We start from the raw sequence: 17,660 nt of genomic DNA on the forward strand, positions 1-17,660 counted from the left end.
GAACTCGCCGAGAACACCCCCCTGCGCGAGGGCAGCGAGGAGTACCTGGACTCGGAGAAGTACCAGATCAAGACCCGCGACTGGGACACCCCCGACACCCTCGCCCCCCTGATCACCCAGCTCAACAGAAGCAGGCGCAGCCACCCCGCCCTCCAGCGCCTCAGGAACCTGCGCTTCCACCACACCGACAACGACATGGTCATCGCCTACAGCAAGCGCGCCGGCGACGACACGGTCCTGGTGGTCGTGAACCTCGATCCGCACCACACCCAGGAGGCCACGGTCTCGTTGGACATGCCGCAACTCGGCCTGGAATGGCACGAGTCCCTGTCCGTCCACGACGAACTGACGGGTGAGACCCACCGCTGGAGCAGAGACAACTACGTGCGGCTGGAGCCCGGCCGGGCTCCCGCGCATCTGTTCCAGGTCCGGAGGTCGGCGCCTCAGATCGGAGGATCCACCGCGTGACTGTCAACGAGCCCGTCCACGACACCTTTGAGGACACCCCGGCGAAGGACCGGGATCCCGACTGGTTCAAACGGGCGGTCTTCTACGAGGTCCTGGTCCGTTCCTTCCAGGACAGCAACGGCGACGGCGTCGGCGACCTGAAGGGCCTGACCGCCAAACTGGACTACCTCCAGTGGCTCGGTGTCGACTGCCTGTGGCTACCGCCGTTCTTCAAGTCGCCTCTGCGGGACGGCGGCTACGACGTCTCGGACTACACCGCCGTGCTGCCGGAGTTCGGTGACCTCGCCGACTTCGTGGAGTTCGTCGACGCCGCCCACCAGCGCGGCATGCGCGTGATCATCGACTTCGTCATGAACCACACCAGTGACCAGCACCCGTGGTTCCAGGAGTCCCGCAAGGACCCCGACGGCCCCTACGGCGACTACTACATGTGGGCCGACGACGACAAGCAGTACGAGGACGCGCGGATCATCTTCGTCGACACCGAGGTCTCCAACTGGACCCATGACCCGGTGCGCGGCCAGTACTACTTCCACCGCTTCTTCTCGCACCAGCCGGACCTCAACTACGAGAACCCGGCCGTCCAGGAGGAGATCCTGGCCGCCCTCCGCTTCTGGCTCGACCTCGGCATCGACGGCTTCCGCCTCGACGCCGTCCCCTATCTGTACGCCGCCGAGGGCACCAACTGCGAGAACCTGCCCGCCACGCACCAGTTCCTGAAGCGGGTGCGCCGCGAGATCGACGCCATGTACCCGGACACGGTGATCCTGGCGGAGGCCAACCAGTGGCCGGAGGACGTCGTCGACTACTTCGGCGACTACCAGTCCGGCGGCGACGAGTGCCACATGGCCTTCCACTTCCCGGTCATGCCGCGCATCTTCATGGCCGTGCGCCGCGAGTCCCGCTACCCCGTCTCGGAAATTCTCGCCAAGACCCCGGCCATCCCGTCGAACTGCCAGTGGGGCATCTTCCTGCGCAACCACGACGAGCTGACCCTCGAAATGGTCACCGACGAGGAACGCGACTACATGTGGGCCGAGTACGCCAAGGACCCACGGATGCGCGCCAACATCGGCATCCGCCGACGCCTGGCCCCCCTGCTCGACAACGACCGGGACACGATCGAGCTGTTCACCGCGCTGCTGCTGGCCCTGCCGGGCTCGCCGATCCTCTACTACGGCGACGAGATCGGCATGGGCGACAACATCTGGCTCGGTGACCGGGACGCCGTCCGCACCCCGATGCAGTGGACCCCCGACCGCAACGCGGGCTTCTCCACGGCCGACCCGGGCCGGCTCAACCTGCCGATCATCATGGACCCGGTCTACGGGCACCAGGTCACCAACGTCGAAGCGTCGATGGCCTCCCCGTCCTCCCTGCTGCACTGGACCCGCCGGATGATCGAGATCCGCAAGCAGAACCCGGCGTTCGGCCTCGGCACCTTCACCGAACTGCAGTCCTCCAACCCGGCGGTGCTGGCCTTCCTGCGGGAGTACGAGGACGACCTGGTCCTGTGTGTGAACAACTTCTCCCGCTTCGCGCAGCCCACGGAACTGGACCTGCGCGAGTTCAACGGCCGGCACCCGGTCGAACTGTTCGGCGGAGTGCGCTTCCCGGCCATCGGTGAACTGCCGTATCTGCTGACCCTCGGCGGACACGGCTTCTACTGGTTCCGGCTCTCCCGAGTCGCATCCCGCATCGGCCGACGCTCTTGAGCGTGCCGACGAAAGGACGCGTCACCATGCCGAAGACCGCACCCCTCAGCCCGAGACCCGCGCCCGCGGCCGATCTCATGGCCTCGCTCGGCGACCTGCTGCGCCAATGGCTGCCGCGGCAGCGCTGGTTCGCGGGCAAGGACCGGCCCGTGAGCGAGCTCGGCCTGCTGTCGATGACCGAGCTGTTCCCGGGCTGTCTGCACCTGCTGGTCCACACCGGTCACGGCGGGGTGCCCGCGCCGGGCGGCGGTGCCCCGGCGGGTGACTGCTACCAGTTGCTGCTCGGCGTGCGCAAACACCTCTCGCCGCGTCTGGGACGCGCCCTCATCGGCCGTGCCGAACGGGGCCCGCTGGCCGGCCTCACGGTGTACGACGCCCTGCACGACCCGCGCTCGGCTCAACTGCTGCTGGAGCGGCTGCGGCACCCCGGCACGGCCGGCCCCCTGCGTTTCGAGCGCGCCCCCTCGGTGCCGGTGCCCGCCGGGCTCCCGCCGCGGCTGCTGGACGCCGAGCAGTCGAACTCCTCGCTGGTGTACGGCGACGAGTTCATCCTGAAGGTCTTCCGCCGCATCCAGCCCGGGGTCAATCCGGACCTGGAGGTGCCGGTGGCGCTGGCCGGACAGGGCTGCCGCCGGGTGCCGGCGCCGGTCGCCTGGTTCCGCACCACGCATCCGCAGGAGGCCACGCTCGGCGTGCTCCAGCCGTATCTGCGCGACGCGTCCGACGGCTGGGCGCTGGCGCTGCAGGCGCTCGCCTCGGGTGACGACTTCACGGTGCAGGCGCGCGAGCTGGGGCGGGCCATGGCCGAGGTGCACCTCGCACTGGCCGCGGCCTTCCCGGCCACCGGCCACGACGACAACGGCGCCACGGCGGCCGCGATGACCGAGCGCCTGGACGCCGCCGCGCACAGCGTCCCGGCGCTGCGGCCGTTCGTCCCCGGTCTGCGGGGCGCGTTCGGCGCGCTCGCCACCTGCGACTCCGGGCCGCCCGCCCAGCGCGTCCACGGCGACCTGCACCTGGGGCAGGTGTTGCGGGCCGGCCGCGAGTGGTTCGTCATCGACTTCGAGGGCGAGCCGTCGCGTCCGCTGGCCGAACGGTGCACCGCCCAGTCCCCGGTGCGGGACATCGCGGGCATGCTGCGCTCCTTCGACTACGCGGCCCGGCAGCGCCGGCCCTGGCGCCCGGAGTGGGCGCGCCGCTGCCGGGAGGCCTTCTGCGGGGGCTACGCCGCCCTCGCCGGGTGGGATCCGCGCAAGAAGCACGGCCTGTTGCGCGCCTACGAGACCGACCGGGCCGTCTACGAAGTCCTGTACGAGGCACGACACCGGCCCGACTGGTTGCCGGTGCCCATGGCGGCGATCGAGCGTCTCGCCGTGAGAGGAGACTGAGCCGTGGCTTTGCGCGACACCTCACTGCCCGAGCCGTCCGGACCGGCGCACTGCGCCCCGGCGCCCGCGCTCGACCCCATGGACCGGGGCCGGCTGCTGGCCGGCGCCCACCACGACCCGCATGCCCTGCTGGGCGCCCACCCGGTCACGGGCGGGATCGCCTTCCGGGCGCTGCGCCCCTTCGCCCGCGCGGTGAGCGTCGTGATCGGCGGCGTACGCAGCCGGCTGGCCTCGGAGGGCGACGGTCTCTTCTCCGGTCTGCTGCCCCTCGACGCGATTCCCGACTACACCCTGCTGGTGGCGTACGCGGACGGCGAGCAGGAGGTGCACGACCCCTACCGCTTCCTGCCCGCGCTCGGCGAGACCGACCTGCATCTGATCCGCGAGGGCCGCCACGAGCAGCTGTGGAAGGCGCTCGGCGCCGAGCCGATGACCCATGAGGGCGTCACCGGCACCCGCTTCACGGTCTGGGCGCCCAACGCCCAGGGCGTCCGGGTGGCCGGGGAGTTCACCTTCTGGGACGGCCAGGCCTTCCCGATGCGCTCGCTCGGCGCGTCCGGCGTGTGGGAGCTGTTCCTGCCGGGGATCGGCGAGGGCGAGCGCTACAAGTTCGAGATCACCTCCCGCTACGGCCACCGGTTCCTGAAGTCCGACCCGATGGCACGCAGCACCGAGGTGCCGCCCGCGACCGCGTCCGTGGTGACCGCCTCGCACTTCGAGTGGAGCGACGAGGAGTGGATGGCCCGGCGCGGCGAGATCCCGGTGCACCAGGCGCCGTTCTCGGTGTACGAGGTCCATCTGCCGACCTGGCGCAAGGGTCTGACGTACCGTCAGCTCGCCGAGCAGCTGCCCGCCTACGTCAAGGACCTGGGCTTCACCCACGTCGAGCTGATGCCGGTCGCCGAGCACCCCTTCGGCGGCTCCTGGGGCTACCAGGTCACCGGCTTCTACGCGCCCACGGCCCGCCTCGGCACCCCCGACGACTTCAAGTACCTGATCGACTCCCTCCACCGGGCCGGCGTCGGCGTGATCATGGACTGGGTGCCCGCCCACTTCCCCAAGGACGACTGGGCGCTGGCCCGCTTCGACGGGGACCCGCTGTACGAGCCGGGGGACTCGCGGCGGGCCGAGCACCCGGACTGGGGGACGTACGAGTTCGACTTCGGGCGCGTCGAGGTGCGCAACTTCCTGGTCGCCAACGCGGTGTACTGGTGCGAGGAGTTCCACATCGACGGGCTGCGCGTGGACGCGGTCGCCTCGATGCTCTACCTCGACTACTCGCGCGACTCCGGCCAGTGGAGCCCCAACGTGTTCGGGGGCCGGGAGGACCTCGACGCGGTCGCCTTCCTCCAGGAGATGAACGCCACCGTGTACCGGCGGGCGCCGGGTGTCGTCACGATCGCCGAGGAGTCCACGGCCTGGGACGGCGTGACCCGCCCCACGGACAGCGGGGGCCTGGGTTTCGGTCTGAAGTGGAACATGGGCTGGATGCACGACTCGCTCGGCTACATCAGCCACGAGCCGGTGCACCGCAAGTACCACCACCACGAGATGACCTTCTCGATGGTGTACGCCTACAGCGAGAACTACGTCCTGCCGATCTCCCACGACGAGGTCGTGCACGGCAAGCAGGCGCTGGTGTCCAAGATGCCGGGCGACTGGTGGCAGCAGCGGGCCAACCACCGGGCGTACCTCGGGTTCATGTGGGCGCATCCCGGTAAGCAACTCCTCTTCATGGGCCAGGAGTTCGCGCAGGGCGCGGAGTGGTCCGAGGCGCACGGCCCCGACTGGTGGCTGCTCGACCCGCAGTACGCGGCCGAGGCCGACCACCGGGGCGTCCGCGATCTCGTGCGCGATCTGAACAGCGTCTACCGCGCGACCCCCGCCCTGTGGGAGCGCGACACCGACCCGGGCGGCTTCCGGTGGGTGGTCGGGGACGCGGCCGAGGACAACGTCTTCGCCTTCCTGCGGTTCGACACGGCGGGCGGTCCGCTGCTCGCGGTCTCCAACCTCTCCCCCGTGGTGCGCGAGGACTACCGTCTCACCGTCCCCGAGGGCCTGCCCCTGTGGCAGGAGTCCCTCAACACCGACGCCGCGCGGTACGGCGGCGGCGACGTCGTACGGCGTGACCCGGTCAAGGCGGAGGACGGGGCGCTGCGGCTCACTCTGCCGCCGCTGGCGACGGTCTGGCTGGTACCCGTGCCCGGCTGAGCCCCAGGGCGACGCGGAGGTGTCCCACCGGCCCCGAAGGGGCAGTCGGGGTCGTACGAGAATCCCGCATCCTCGTCGTCGCCGAGGGCCACAGGAAGGGCTGCATCACGTGCGCACCGTGGGAGTGGAGGAGGAACTCCTCCTGGTCGACCCCGAGACCGGCGAGCCGCAGGCGCTGTCCGCGGCCGTGCTCGCGCGGGCCGCGCAGGACGAGCCGGGCCAGGACGTCTTCGAGAAAGAACTGCACAACCAGATGGTGGAGTTCGCCACCCACCCGCAGTCGGGCATGGACGAACTGCGGGCGGAGATCGTGCGCTGCCGCAAGGAGGCCGCCCGCCTCGCCGGGGACAGTGGCTGTGCCGTGGTCTCCCTGGCCACCTCACCCCTGCCCGTCAGCCCCTCCATCGGCGTCGGCCGCCGCTACCGGTGGATGGCGGAGCAGTACGGCATCGCCACCCGGGAGCAGCTCGTCATGGGCTGTCACGTCCATGTCTCGGTGGACTCCGACGAGGAGGCCGTGGCCGTCGTCGACCGGATCCAGCCCTGGCTGACCGTGCTGGCCGCGATCAGCGCCAACTCGCCCTTCTGGCAGGGCAAGGACACCGGCTACAGCAGTTACCGCAGCAGGGTGTGGCAGCGCTGGCCCTCCGCCGGTCCGACCGAGCCGTTCCGCTCGGCGGAGCGCTATCACCGGCGGGTCGCGGACATGGTGGCGACCGGCGTCATCCTGGACGAGGGAATGATCTACTTCGACGCCCGGCTGTCCCGGAACTTCCCCACGGTGGAGATCCGGGTCGCGGACGTCTGTCTGCAGGCGGACACCGCCACGCTGCTCGCGACCCTGGCCCGCGGGCTGGTGGAGACGGCCGCGCGCGAGTGGCGGGACGGCAAGGAGCCGGTGACGCACAGTGTGAGCCTGCTGCGGCTGGCGGCCTGGCAGGCCGCGCGCTCGGGCCTGTCGGAGGAACTGCTGCACCCGGCGACGATGCACCGCATGCCCGCGGAGACGGTGGTGCGGGCCCTGCTGGAGCACGTCGAGGACGCGCTCGCCGACAGCGGCGACCTGGAGCGGGCCCGCGAGTCCTGCGCCCGGCTGCTGCGGCACGGCAACGGCGCCCGCGTGCAGCGTGAGCTGCTGGAGCGCACCGGGAGCCTGCGGAGCGTGGTCACCGAGTGCGTGCGGCTGACCCAGTCGTAGCCCTCCTCACAGGGCCAGGACGATCGCGTACACCAGGAAGAAGGCGGCGACGAGGACGACCAGGACGAGGATCAGCGCCAGCGGCCCCTTGGCCCAGCCCCTGGTCGGGTTGTGCGTCTCACGGGGGCCGGCCCCGGGCATGCTGCTCTCGGCGGGCGGGGTCTCGCCCGGGGGTACGCCGCCGCCCGGTTCCAGGCCCGTGGTGCGTTCCGGTTCGGGATCGGGATGCGCATGACTCATGCGGTCCGAGTGCCCCGAACTCGACGACGATCTCGACCAGATCACGGGTGACCGACTACTTCCGCATTCCAGGTACCACTCGCTCGTGCCTGGGCTAGATTCGAGCACCGCGGATGACCGATCCCGTCCGCACCGTCACAGCCCGTACACGTCAGGAGCAGTGCATGCGCGACTTCGCCCTCGCTCCCCGGACCATCTCGCGCTCCAGCGGCGGTCTGGCCGACAGCGTCTTCGAGCGGGCGGAGACCGACCCCACTCTGCCGGTGCTGGCCCGGCGTCCCGAGGGCTCCTCGGGAGGCTGGCGGGAGGTCACGGCCGTCGAGCTGCGCGACGAGGTCGTGGACCTCGCCAAGGGAATCGTCGCCTCCGGGATCTCGCCCGGCCACCGGGTGGCAATCATGGCGCGCACCCGTTACGAGTGGACGGTCCTCAGCTACGCCCTGTGGACGGTCGGCGCCGAGGTCGTGCCGATCTATCCGACGTCGTCCCGCGAACAGGTCGAGTGGATCCTGCGGGACGCCGACTGCGCGGCCGTGGTGGTGGAGGACGAGCAGGCGGTCATGACGGTCGGCTCGGTGTGCGCCTCGCTGCCCCGGCTGCGGCACGTCTGGCAGCTGGACGCGGGTGCGCTGGAGGACCTGACGGAGCGGGGCCGGCTGATCCCGCTCGCCACGGTCGAGTCGCTGCGCCGCATCGTGCTGCCCGACTCCACGGCGGTCGTCGCCTACACCTCCGGCACCACGGGCCACGCGCTGGGCTGCGCGCTCAGCCACCGCGGCCTGGCGAGCCCCGTCGACACCCTCCTGGAGGGCTGGCGCCACATCGCGGCGGCCCCGGGAGAGCAGCCGTCCGTCCTGGCCTTCCTGCCCTTCTCCCATGTGTACGGCCTCATGATCCAGGGCGTGTGCATCCGCGGCGGTCTGCTCATGGCCCACGAACCCGACCTGAGCGAGGAGGCACTGGCGGTTTCCCTGCAGTCCTTCCGCCCCACCTACTTCTACGCCGTCCCCTCGGTCTTCGAGAAGATCTACAAGAACTTCCTGCGCGCCTCCCAACAGGCGGGCCGCGGCGCCCTGTTCGAGCGGGCCGCCGACACGGCACGGGACTTCGCGCTGGCCTGCGAGCGGCAGCGGCTCGGCGAGGGCCCCGGCCCCGGGTTCGATCTGCGGCTCCAGCACGCCCTGTACGAGCGCACGGTGTACCGCAGACTGCGGGCCGCGCTGGGCGGCCGGGTCCGCCGCGCCACCTCGGGCGGCTCCACCCTCAACCGTGAGCTGTCCCTGTTCTACGAGGGCATCGGCGTCTACGTCCACGACGGGTACGGCCTCACCGAGACCTGCGGCGGGATCACCATGCAGCCGCTGGGCCGGGAGAAGTCCGGGACCGTGGGCCGCCCCCTGCCGGGCGTGGACCTGCGGGTGGCGGACGACGGGGAGATCCTGGTGCGCGGCGCGGCCGTCTTCCAGGGCTATGTGAACGACGAGGCCGCGACCCGGGCCGCGCTGTACGGCGGCTGGCTGGCCACCGGGGACCTCGGGCGGCTGGACGCCGACGGCTATCTGACGATCACCGGGCGCAAGAAGGACATCATCGTCACCACCAGCGGCAAGAGCGTGGCCCCCGCCGCGCTGGAGCACCGTCTGAGGATGCATCCGCTCATCCACCAGGCCGTGGTGGTGGGCGACAACCGTCCCTGCGTGGGCGCCCTGCTCACCCTGGACCCGGTGTTCCTGGCGCACTGGCGGGGAGTGCTGATGGCCCAGCAGGATCCCTCGGCGCGGGAGGCCCGGGAGGAGAACGCGCTGCGGGAGGAGATCGCGCGGGCGGTGGCCGCCGCCAACAGCGCGGTCTCGCGCGCGGAGTCGATCCGAGTGTTCCGGGTGCTGTCGGAGCCGTTCGACCTGGCCAACGGTCTGCTGACACCGTCGATGAAGCTGCGCCGGGACGAGATCGTGCACCGGTACGCGACGGAGATCGACTCGATGTACCAGGCCCGCGCGGCCGGCGCCCGGCGCGTTCCGGCGGAGGACGTACTGAGCTGGGACGATTCGGACGACGTGTTCCGGTGAAATGGCTCCCGCCTGCCACGTTCCCGAAGGTGAGGACGATTGGGCGGCCTGCCCTCGGGAACACGGCTCAGTGGTGACCTGAGAGAGTACGAAAACCCGCTGACGCCGGCCGCGAGAGCGGCACGGCACCGATCCGCGTTGGGACGAGACACTGACTTCCGAGGCGATTCCGAGTCGCACCACCCGTTTCGCGGGCGAGCCGCAATGCGTGACGGGTGCGCGGCTCGCCGCTGAAGAATTCCTGGACGACCTGGGCCAGAGCGTGCTGCCCGCGACCCCCGAGCACTGGGACGACATCCTGCTGGTGGTCACGGAACTGGCCGCCAACGCGGTCCAGTACGCGCCCGGCCCCTTCGTGCTGCGCATGCGCCGCACCTTCGACGGCGTGCACGTGACGCTGCGCGACACCAACCCGACGCCGCCGGCCCCCCGTTCCTTCGATCCGCGCACGGGCGGCGGCGGCATCGGCTGGCATCTGGTGCACGCCCTGTGCGACCAGGTCAGCGTGGTGACCGACGAGCGGGGCAAGGACGTGCACGTCTTCCTGCCGTGGTGACCGCCGCCGGTCCGGTCAGGCGCTCGCGGTGAGCCCCAGATAGTAGGCGCCGACCGCCGCCAGGTACGCACGGTCCCTGGTCTCGCTGTCGGTGCGGAAGCGGGGGGCCTCCTTCACCTCCGATTCGGTGCAGGCCAGCGTGATCCGCCGGCCCTCGGTGTCGACGCGGGTGACGACGCCCAACGGGACCAGAACGCTGCGCCCGAAGATCCACACACCGGTGTCGACGACGAGGTGCCCCATGCCGTCGGGGGCGGCCTGCCGGTCCACATGTCCGATCGTGCCGTCGCTCGCGGCGACGGTGAAGCCCGTCAGGTCCTGTCCCTCGACGTAACCGCTGTCCGGCGCGTACGACCAGATTCTGTCGGTGGTCACGCTGCTCCTTCCCTCCCTGACACACTGCGCGGATCCCGCCTCCTCGCTGCGGGCGGGCCCACAGCACCCCCATACCCCTTGGCCGCACACACATTCGGCGCCCGGCGCTCCCACAAGCGGTTTCCCCGCTTCCGGTCCGCGCACCTCCTTCACCTTTCTCCCGGTGCGTTTTCAGGTCAGTACGGGCAAGGTGGTCCTGAACGCATTCGTCGCGCCCGCACGGGCACACGATGGGCGTTCGAGGCAGACCGCCTGGAGCCGCAGAAAGGGATGAACACCGTGACACGACCCAGGATCCTGGTGGTTGGCGCCGGCTTCGCCGGAGTCGAGTGCGTGCGCCGGCTGGAGCGAAAACTCTCCCCCGACGAAGCCGATGTCACCCTGGTGACGCCGTTCGCCTACCAGCTCTATCTCCCCCTGCTGCCCCAGGTCGCCTCCGGCGTGCTGACGCCCCAGTCGATCGCCGTCTCCCTGCGCCGCAGCAAGAAGTACCGCACCCGGATCATCCCGGGCGGCGCGATCGGCGTGGACCTGAAGTCCAAGGTCTGCGTGATCCGCACCATCACGGACGAGATCGTCAACGAGCCCTACGACTACATCGTGCTGGCTCCCGGCAGCATCACCCGGACCTTCGACATCCCCGGTCTCACCGAGCACGCCTTCGGCATGAAGACCCTCGCGGAGGCCGCCTACATCCGCGACCACGTCATCTCCCAGCTCGACCTCGCGGACGCCAGCCACGACCCGGCCGAGCGCGCGGCCCGGCTCCAGTTCGTGGTCGTCGGCGGCGGATACGCCGGCACCGAGACCGCGGCCTGTCTGCAGAAGCTCACCCACGCCGCGGTCAAGCGCTACCCGCGCATCGACCCGTCGCTGATCAAGTGGCATCTGATCGACATCGCGCCGAAGCTGATGCCGGAACTGGGCGACAAGCTGGGCCGCAGCGCGCAGGACATCCTGCGCCGGCGCGGCATCGACGTGTCGCTCGGTGTCTCCATCGAGAAGGCGGGCCCGGAGGAGGTCACCTTCACCGACGGCCGGGTGATCCCCACCCGGACCCTGATCTGGACGGCCGGCGTCGTCGCGAGCCCGCTCATCGCCACGCTCGGTGCCGAAACGATTCGCGGACGGCTCGCGGTCACCGCCGAGATGACCCTGCCCGGCCAGGACGGCGTGTTCGCCCTCGGCGACTCCGCCGCCGTGCCGGACAAGGCCAAGGACGACGAGAGCGCGATCTGCCCGCCCACCGCGCAGCACGCCATGCGCCAGGGCAGGACGGTCGCCGACAACGTCATCGCCACGCTGCGGGGCCGGCCGCTGGAGCCGTACGTCCACAAGGACCTCGGTCTCGTCGTGGACCTCGGCGGCACGGACGCCGTCTCCAAGCCGCTGGGCATCGAACTGCGCGGTCTGCCTGCCCAGTTCGCCGCCCGCGGCTACCACTGGGCGGCGCTGCGCACCAATGTGGCCAAGGTCCGTGTGGCGACGAACTGGACGCTCAACGCCATCGCGGGCGACGATTTCGTCCGCACCGGCTTCCAGGCCCGCAAGCCCGCCAAGCTGAAGGACTTCGAGTACACGGACGCGTATCTGACGCCGGAACAGGTCAGGGCACAGGTCGAGGGGACACGGCAGCTGGACCAGTAGGACAGGAGCTCGCCCCCACCCTCGCGGAGGCCCGGGACGAGTGGTCCACCCCGCCGTGCCATGCTGGAACGGATCATGACGTGACACGGGAGTGAGTACGGCGGAGTGAACACAGCGAGGCTGCGCGACCGGGTCGCCGCGTCGGACCCGGGCCTGCTCCGGCTGGCCGCGGGTCTGCGCACGGTAGGGGCGATCGCGCTCACGCTGGCCGTGCTCGGCGTGCTCGGGTCGGACGTCCGGCACCTGGTGGCGGGCGCCATCGCGGCGATGGTCGCGACCTTCGCCATCCGCGAGAAGCAGCGCGCCGCGCAGGCCGTGACCCTCGCCCTCGGCCTGCCGGTCGCCCTCGTCTCGCTGTCGCTGGGGGCCCTGCTGAGCTCCCGCGTCCTGGCCGGTGACCTCTTCTTCGTCGCACTGATCTTCTGTGCCGTCTACAGCCGCCGCTTCGGCGAGCGGGGCACCGCGCTCGGCCTGATCGGCTTCCAGGTCTACTTCGTGTCCCTGTTCGTCGGTGCCACCGTCTCCGGCCTGCCCGAGCTGTACGGCGTCCTGTGCGTCGCCTTCCTGTGCAGCGCGACGGCACGCTTCCTGCTGGTGCGGGAGACCCCGGCGGGCCTCCTGGAACGCCTGCGGGAGGCCTTCCGGGCCCGGCTGGCCCAGCTCGTCACCGCGCAGCTGCGGCTGCTGGACGCCGGGCCCGACGAGATGGACGACGCGCTGGAGGACGTACGCGAGGGGACCGCGCGGCTGCACGAGACCGCGCTGATGATCCAGGGGCGGCTGGAGGAGGGCACCTCCGACGCGGGCGCGGCGCGGCTGGTGCAGCGGCGGATCGCGGACGCCGAGATCGCCGCCGAGCGGCTCGGTCTGCTGCTGCTCACGGCCCGCAGCTCCGAGCGCGCCGACACCCTCACCCTGCATCTGCCGGGTGCGCCGGCCCCGCGGGCGGGTCGGATGCCGGGCCGGGACGAGGCGATGGCCAGGGTGCGCCGCGATCTGGAGGCGCTGCGGCTGCTGGTGCTGCGCCCGGTGGCCGCCCGCTCGGGCACCGGCCTGTCCCAGATCCGCAACCGGCTCCTCGGCTACCGCGAGGAGGACAACCTGCCGCCGGTGCCACCGGCCGTCCAGGACGTCTTCCGGGGCATCGGCGAGAGTGCCCGCGCGGTTCTGGGGCTCAGGATCGCCCTGGACGGTCCGCAGGACGAGTCGGACGACTCCCCCGCCACGGCCCGCTCACGTGAGGAGCTGGACGCCGAGGACGCCGTCATCGACGCCCGCGAGGAGGACGGCGGGACGCAGGAGGAGCTCACCGGGCTCAGCCGGCCCACGACCCGGGCCGCGGTGCAGGTCGCCGTGGGGTCCGCGCTCGCCATCGTCGGCGGCGAGTTCCTCTCCAGCCAGCGCTGGTACTGGGCGGTGCTCACCTGCTGGATCGTCTTCATCAACACCGCCTCCACGGGCGAGATCCTCGTCAAGGGCTACCGCCGGCTGCTGGGCACCGTTCTCGGGGTGCTGGCCGGGATCGTCCTGGCGGGGTCGGTGGGGCAGCACACCTGGACGGCGTTCGCCCTGGTGCTGGTGCTGGTGTTCGCGATGTTCTACACCGCGCCGCTGTCCTACACCCTGATGTCGTTCTTCGTCACCGCCGCCCTGGGGCTGCTCTACACGCTGCTGCACACCTACACGCTCTCGGTGCTGGTGCTGCGCGTGGAGGAGACCGCGCTCGGCGCGGCCTGCGGGGTGTTCGCGGCGGCGTTCGTGCTGCCGGTGCGCACGGACCGCCGTACCAACGACCTGCTCGTCACCGTCCTGGAGCGGCTCGACGAGGTCACCGAGGCTGCGGTGGACCAGCTCAGCGGCGGCACTCCCGAGGAACTGCTCGACCAGGCGCGCGATCTGGACCAGGCGCTGGCGGATCTGCGGGCGGCCACCCAGCCGCTCACCCATCCGATCACGCCGTTGCGGGCCCGGCGCGACACCGCCCGCTATGTCGTGGCCCTTCTGGAGACGTGCGCGTACCACGCGCGCTCGCTGGCGGCCACGGCGGAACTGCTGCCCACGCACCCCTCGATCGCGGCGGATCCGCGGCTGCGCCGGGCCGGCCGGCGCATCGGGGACAACATCGCGGCCATCGCCGCGCATGTCGCCGACGAGCGCTCCACCGCCCGGGTGGAGACCGGTCCGAGCATCGCCTCGCTCCTGGAGAGCGAGGTCCCCGGCACCCCGCGCTTCGGCCGGGTCACCGACCGCGTGCTCCGGCACGTCCAGCGGCTGGACGAGACCCTGGTGGGTCTTGCCCGGCCGCTGGACGTGCCGGTCGCGGCGCCCCGGCGTTAGACCGTGTTGCCCTGGCCCGGGGCGGTCAGAGGTCGGTGGGCAGACCGCTCACTTCGGCGATGCCGCGCAGTTCGTCGTCGAGTTGGCGGCGCTCGCGGATGTAGTCGGCGATCTCCCCGAGGCGGACGGGGTCGGAGGCCGTGTCCGCGTCGGTGACCACCCTGATCGGGCCGTCGCTGTCGTCGACATGGAGTTCGATCACCTTGTTGTCCATGCGGCCGGTCACCGCGGTGGCGATGACCAGGGCGGCCTCGTCGCGGATCTCCTGGGGCAGCCCGTCCTCACGGCTGTCCTCGAGCGCGAAGTCCAGGGCGGGCAATTGGTGTTCGTCGATCGCCCGCAGGACCGGACGGACCACGCTGAGCAGGAGCTCGTAGTCCTCCGAGGCCATACGGATGCGCAGAAGGTCGAGGTAGACGTCCACGGGCCTACCGTCGGGCGGAAGCTCGGGTTCGTTCATGGCCTCCGGGTTCCCCGTGTACGGCGGCTCAGACCCGCCGCCAGCGAGCCATCGCGAAGGAGAACACTCCGAACAGCACCAGCCCGGCGGCGACCAGGACGAGCAGCCACGGCCCCAGCGGGGTGTCGGCGAACGAGCGGAGCGTGTCGTCGAGGCCCTTGGCCTTCTTCGGCTCGTAGTCGACCGCGGCACGGACGGCGAACGCGCCCGCGGCGGTGAACAACACGCCCCGCGCCGCTCCGCCGCCCACGCCCGTCACGTCGACGAGCTTCCTGACCCGCCGGCTCATCTGGCCGAGCTTCATCTTGTCGTGGAAGGACCTGCGCACCGCCTGGACGGCGATCCACACACCGGCCACCGCGACCCCGACGCCCGCGATGCCCACCAGCCACTGCCCGCCGGGCCATTCCAGGACCCGGGCGGTGACGTCCTTGGACTGCTTGTCGCTCGATCCGCCGTTGCCCGTACCGACCGCGAAGGACAGCACCGAGAAGGCGACGAACGCGTAGAAGACGCAGCGGGTCGCCGACAGCAGGCGTTTGGTGGCCTTGCCGCCGTCGGGGCCGACCGCGCCGAACACCACCTCGGACAGCCGCCACAGGGTCATGCCGACGAGCCCGATCCCCAGTGCCCACAGGACGACGGAACCGAACGGCTTGTCGGCGAGGGCGGCGAGGGCGCCGCCGCGGTCGGCCTGGCGCTTGCCGTCGCCGAAGGCGATCTGTAGCGCCAGCACACCGACCAGCAGGTAGATCACTCCGCGGGCGGTGAATCCGGCGCGGGCGGCACCCTGCATCACGGAGCCCCGTGCCGCTCGTCTGGCCTCCATCCGGCCGGTCGCGGCCGTGGAGCTCGTGGTCATGTGGACCTCCTGGAAGTCCGGATCCCGCCCGGCGGGCGGTCACACGGAGTACGGTCAATCGGCCAGTCGCGCGGGTTCGGGCACTGCGGCGAGCAGACGGTGGGCCGTCTGCAGGGCCAGGCGCACGTCCCGCGTGCCGGTGGATACACAGAGCGTGTAGGCGAGGTCCCGGGCCCGCGGGCTCGGTTCGGCCGCCTTGGCGGACTCCTCGGCCCGCAGAGCCTCGTATTCCTGCACGAGCCGCCGCAGAAACGTGCGATCGGGTATCAGCATCGGTCCCCCTCCTCGTGTTCTCATGCCTCGGCCGGGCCGTCGGCCTGGCGCCTGGCACGGTCGGCCAGCGCCTCGTCGCGCACGCGGGCGCAGCTGCGGCTGATGAGCCGGGAGACGTGCATCTGCGAGATACCGAGCTGGTCGGCGATCCGGCTCTGTGTCATGTCCTCGAAGAAGCGCATGTAGAGGATGGCGCGCTCGCGCTCGGGCAGCCGGCGCAGGCCCTCCTTGGCGGATTCCCGGTCGACCACGACGTCGTACGACGTGTCCGGGCCGCCCAGGGTGTCGGCGAGGCTGTAGCCGTCGTCGCCGGCCGAGAGTTCGGCGTCCAGGGACAGGGTGCTGAAGCTTTCGAGGGCCTCCAGGCCCGTGGTGACCTCGTCCTCGGTCAGGCCGGTGTGGGCGGCGATGTCGGCGGGCGTCGGTTCGGGGGAACCGGGGTTCTGGGTGAGCTCGCGCCGGGCCACCCGTACCTTGTTGCGCAGTTCCTGCACGCGGCGGGGCACCCGCAGGGCCCACATGCGGTCGCGGAAGTGACGCTTGACCTCACCGGTGATGGTGGGCACGGCGTAGCTCTCGAAGGCTCCCCGTTCCGGTTCGAACCGGTCGATGGCCTTCACCAGCCCGAGGGCGGCGACCTGGCGCAGGTCCTCGATGGACTCGCCGCGGTCGCGGAACCGGCCCGCGATGCGGTGGGCCATGGGCAGCCAGGCGGTGACGAGCTCGTCGCGCAGGGCGTCGCGCTCGGGTCCCTCCTGCAGCCCGGCCAGCCGGGCGAAGAGGGCCATGGTGTCGGGGGCGTCGTCGTGCCGCCGCCTGCCGGGCGCGGAGGGACGGTCCTGCGTGGTGGGACGGCTGGTCGACGTGTCGGTGAGCATGCGGATTCGCTCCTGAAGAACGGGTTCAGGGAATGACCGCGGGAGGAAGGGTGCCGGGACCGCCGAAGAGGGGCCCGCAGCAGCCATAACGCTCCCGCTGGCGCGCCTCCGGTCCGAAGCACGAAACTGCGTCTGCCCTGCCCTATGCGGCACAAACCCCGCTGTCGAAACTCCGTTTCCGGCGGCTTCCCCAGCGGTGTCGGTTCAGCTCAGGGGCACCACGGCGGTGATGCACTTCCCGCCCGAGGGCAGGTCGGTCACGCGGACGTCCCGGGCCAGCCGGCAGACGATCGGCCAGCCGTGACCGCCGGGCCGCCATCGGCCGTGCGGATCGACGGGTTCCTTCGCCACCGGCAGCGCGGTGCTGCCGTCGCTGACCGACACGCACACACCGCGGCCCTCGACGGTGACGCGGAAGTCGGTGATCCCGCCGCCGTGCAGGATGGCGTTGGTGGCGAGTTCGGAGGTGACGAGCAGGGCGTCCGAGAGCGCCTGCGCGTCGCACGGGGTGTGGGTGGCGCGACAGCGTTCGGACACGGCCCGTTCGACCGCCAGGCGGGCATCGGCCGGCTTGCAGGGGCGGGGGCGCCGGCGCGCGACGGAGGGTTCGGGGGCGGCTGCGGTCCTGTGCTCGTCGCACATGACGTGGCTCCTGATCGGGAAATCGACGGATGGTGCTGAGGTCGGTGAAGCAGAAGCCGGGCCCGGCCGGACCCGCGGACACGGTGACCGTGCCGTACGGTGCGCGCCCTCCGTGGGCCTCCACTAGTCGGCTGACCTCTGCGCGCGGGGTCAAACCTCACCGTTCCGGGTGGGACAGTGGGCCATTCGATGGCGTTGGCGGGGTACGCGCACTGCATGACGGATGTCGTGGACTCAGATGAACTGCTGCGCCGAATCCAGCGCGCCCGGGCCTGCGCCGCCGAGGAGGAGCGGTCCTGGCGGGCGCGGAGCGACGAGTTGGAGGCCTCCGATCCGGCGGC

Annotated in this window: 16 protein-coding genes; 9 read left to right on the forward strand and 7 right to left on the reverse strand. The window is 71.3% G+C overall.

Going from position 1 to position 17,660, the window contains the following annotated elements:
- The 5 genes from EHS43_RS16480 to EHS43_RS16500 all read left to right on the forward strand — a co-directional run.
- Positions 1-468: alpha-glucosidase C-terminal domain-containing protein (locus tag EHS43_RS16480; protein WP_125191521.1), on the forward strand; the 468-nt coding region annotated here is incomplete at its 5' end.
- Complete coding sequence (treS, locus tag EHS43_RS16485; protein ID WP_125191522.1) at positions 465-2,183, forward strand: maltose alpha-D-glucosyltransferase; 1,719 nt, start codon at positions 465-467, stop codon at positions 2,181-2,183. The genes EHS43_RS16480 and treS, both read left to right, overlap by 4 nt.
- 26 nt (positions 2,184-2,209) lie before the next feature.
- On the forward strand, positions 2,210-3,571 hold the full coding sequence (locus EHS43_RS16490; protein ID WP_125191523.1) for a maltokinase: 1,362 nt from the start codon (positions 2,210-2,212) through the stop codon (positions 3,569-3,571).
- A 3-nt stretch (positions 3,572-3,574) separates the two neighbouring features.
- Positions 3,575-5,782: a 1,4-alpha-glucan branching enzyme gene (glgB, locus tag EHS43_RS16495; RefSeq protein ID WP_125191524.1), complete on the forward strand. Its 2,208-nt coding sequence runs from the start codon at positions 3,575-3,577 to the stop codon at positions 5,780-5,782.
- A gap of 109 nt (positions 5,783-5,891) precedes the next feature.
- Positions 5,892-6,980, forward strand: a complete 1,089-nt coding sequence (locus EHS43_RS16500; RefSeq protein ID WP_125191525.1) for a glutamate--cysteine ligase — start codon at positions 5,892-5,894, stop codon at positions 6,978-6,980.
- Positions 6,981-6,986: 6 nt separating this feature from the next.
- Here the strand turns inward: EHS43_RS16500 and EHS43_RS16505 are convergent, their stop codons facing one another.
- Positions 6,987-7,220, reverse strand: a complete 234-nt coding sequence (locus EHS43_RS16505; protein ID WP_125191526.1) for a DUF6480 family protein — start codon at positions 7,218-7,220, stop codon at positions 6,987-6,989.
- Between the two features lie 164 nt (positions 7,221-7,384).
- Between EHS43_RS16505 and EHS43_RS16510 the strand changes: the two genes are divergently transcribed.
- Both EHS43_RS16510 and EHS43_RS16515 read left to right on the forward strand, forming a co-directional pair.
- The gene (locus EHS43_RS16510; RefSeq protein ID WP_125191527.1) at positions 7,385-9,289 is read left to right on the forward strand and encodes a long-chain fatty acid--CoA ligase; all 1,905 of its coding nucleotides are present in this window, start codon (positions 7,385-7,387) and stop codon (positions 9,287-9,289) included.
- A gap of 151 nt (positions 9,290-9,440) precedes the next feature.
- Positions 9,441-9,845, forward strand: a complete 405-nt coding sequence (locus EHS43_RS16515; protein WP_185806276.1) for an ATP-binding protein — start codon at positions 9,441-9,443, stop codon at positions 9,843-9,845.
- 15 nt (positions 9,846-9,860) lie between these two features.
- Here EHS43_RS16515 and EHS43_RS16520 read toward each other — a convergent pair whose 3' ends face one another.
- A complete protein-coding gene (locus EHS43_RS16520) occupies positions 9,861-10,220 on the reverse strand; it encodes a PRC-barrel domain containing protein (RefSeq protein ID WP_125191529.1) in 360 nt (119 codons plus the stop codon).
- Between the two features lie 270 nt (positions 10,221-10,490).
- On the opposite strand from EHS43_RS16520, the gene EHS43_RS16525 reads away from it, so the two are divergent.
- Both EHS43_RS16525 and EHS43_RS16530 read left to right on the forward strand, forming a co-directional pair.
- The gene (locus tag EHS43_RS16525; RefSeq protein ID WP_125191530.1) at positions 10,491-11,867 is read left to right on the forward strand and encodes an NAD(P)/FAD-dependent oxidoreductase; all 1,377 of its coding nucleotides are present in this window, start codon (positions 10,491-10,493) and stop codon (positions 11,865-11,867) included.
- 105 nt (positions 11,868-11,972) lie between these two features.
- On the forward strand, positions 11,973-14,204 hold the full coding sequence (locus EHS43_RS16530) for an FUSC family protein (RefSeq protein WP_125191531.1): 2,232 nt from the start codon (positions 11,973-11,975) through the stop codon (positions 14,202-14,204).
- A gap of 25 nt (positions 14,205-14,229) precedes the next feature.
- Here EHS43_RS16530 and EHS43_RS16535 read toward each other — a convergent pair whose 3' ends face one another.
- The 5 genes from EHS43_RS16535 to EHS43_RS16555 all read right to left on the reverse strand — a co-directional run bounded on the left by EHS43_RS16535 (position 14,230) and on the right by EHS43_RS16555 (position 17,319).
- Positions 14,230-14,664, reverse strand: coding sequence for a hypothetical protein (locus EHS43_RS16535; protein ID WP_125191532.1), 435 nt, complete (start codon positions 14,662-14,664; stop codon positions 14,230-14,232).
- 28 nt (positions 14,665-14,692) lie between these two features.
- Positions 14,693-15,526 carry a DUF1206 domain-containing protein gene (locus EHS43_RS16540; RefSeq protein WP_125191533.1) on the reverse strand — a complete coding sequence of 278 codons (834 nt, stop codon included), beginning with the start codon at positions 15,524-15,526 and terminating at the stop codon, positions 14,693-14,695.
- Between the two features lie 54 nt (positions 15,527-15,580).
- Positions 15,581-15,799 carry a DUF5133 domain-containing protein gene (locus EHS43_RS16545; protein ID WP_125191534.1) on the reverse strand — a complete coding sequence of 73 codons (219 nt, stop codon included), beginning with the start codon at positions 15,797-15,799 and terminating at the stop codon, positions 15,581-15,583.
- A gap of 20 nt (positions 15,800-15,819) precedes the next feature.
- Positions 15,820-16,677: a SigB/SigF/SigG family RNA polymerase sigma factor gene (locus EHS43_RS16550; RefSeq protein ID WP_125191535.1), complete on the reverse strand. Its 858-nt coding sequence runs from the start codon at positions 16,675-16,677 to the stop codon at positions 15,820-15,822.
- Positions 16,678-16,881: 204 nt separating this feature from the next.
- Positions 16,882-17,319 carry an ATP-binding protein gene (locus tag EHS43_RS16555; protein WP_125191536.1) on the reverse strand — a complete coding sequence of 146 codons (438 nt, stop codon included), beginning with the start codon at positions 17,317-17,319 and terminating at the stop codon, positions 16,882-16,884.
- Positions 17,320-17,660: the final 341 nt, after the last annotated feature.

Source organism: Streptomyces sp. RP5T, from assembly GCF_003933965.1.
Taxonomy (GTDB): Bacteria; Actinomycetota; Actinomycetes; order Streptomycetales; family Streptomycetaceae; genus Streptomyces.

Bases quoted from the DNA above. Each gene is read 5' to 3' on its own strand.
- EHS43_RS16490 (WP_125191523.1), top strand. From the start codon at position 2,210: ATGCCGAAGACCGCACCCCTCAGCCCGAGACCCGCGCCCGCGGCCGAT.
- EHS43_RS16505 (WP_125191526.1), bottom strand. From the start codon at position 7,220: ATGAGTCATGCGCATCCCGATCCCGAACCGGAACGCACCACGGGCCTG.
- EHS43_RS16510 (WP_125191527.1), top strand. From the start codon at position 7,385: ATGCGCGACTTCGCCCTCGCTCCCCGGACCATCTCGCGCTCCAGCGGC.
- EHS43_RS16525 (WP_125191530.1), top strand. From the start codon at position 10,491: ATGAACACCGTGACACGACCCAGGATCCTGGTGGTTGGCGCCGGCTTC.
- EHS43_RS16535 (WP_125191532.1), bottom strand. From the start codon at position 14,664: ATGAACGAACCCGAGCTTCCGCCCGACGGTAGGCCCGTGGACGTCTAC.
- EHS43_RS16540 (WP_125191533.1), bottom strand. From the start codon at position 15,526: ATGACCACGAGCTCCACGGCCGCGACCGGCCGGATGGAGGCCAGACGA.
- EHS43_RS16545 (WP_125191534.1), bottom strand. From the start codon at position 15,799: ATGCTGATACCCGATCGCACGTTTCTGCGGCGGCTCGTGCAGGAATAC.
- EHS43_RS16550 (WP_125191535.1), bottom strand. From the start codon at position 16,677: ATGCTCACCGACACGTCGACCAGCCGTCCCACCACGCAGGACCGTCCC.
- EHS43_RS16555 (WP_125191536.1), bottom strand. From the start codon at position 17,319: ATGTGCGACGAGCACAGGACCGCAGCCGCCCCCGAACCCTCCGTCGCG.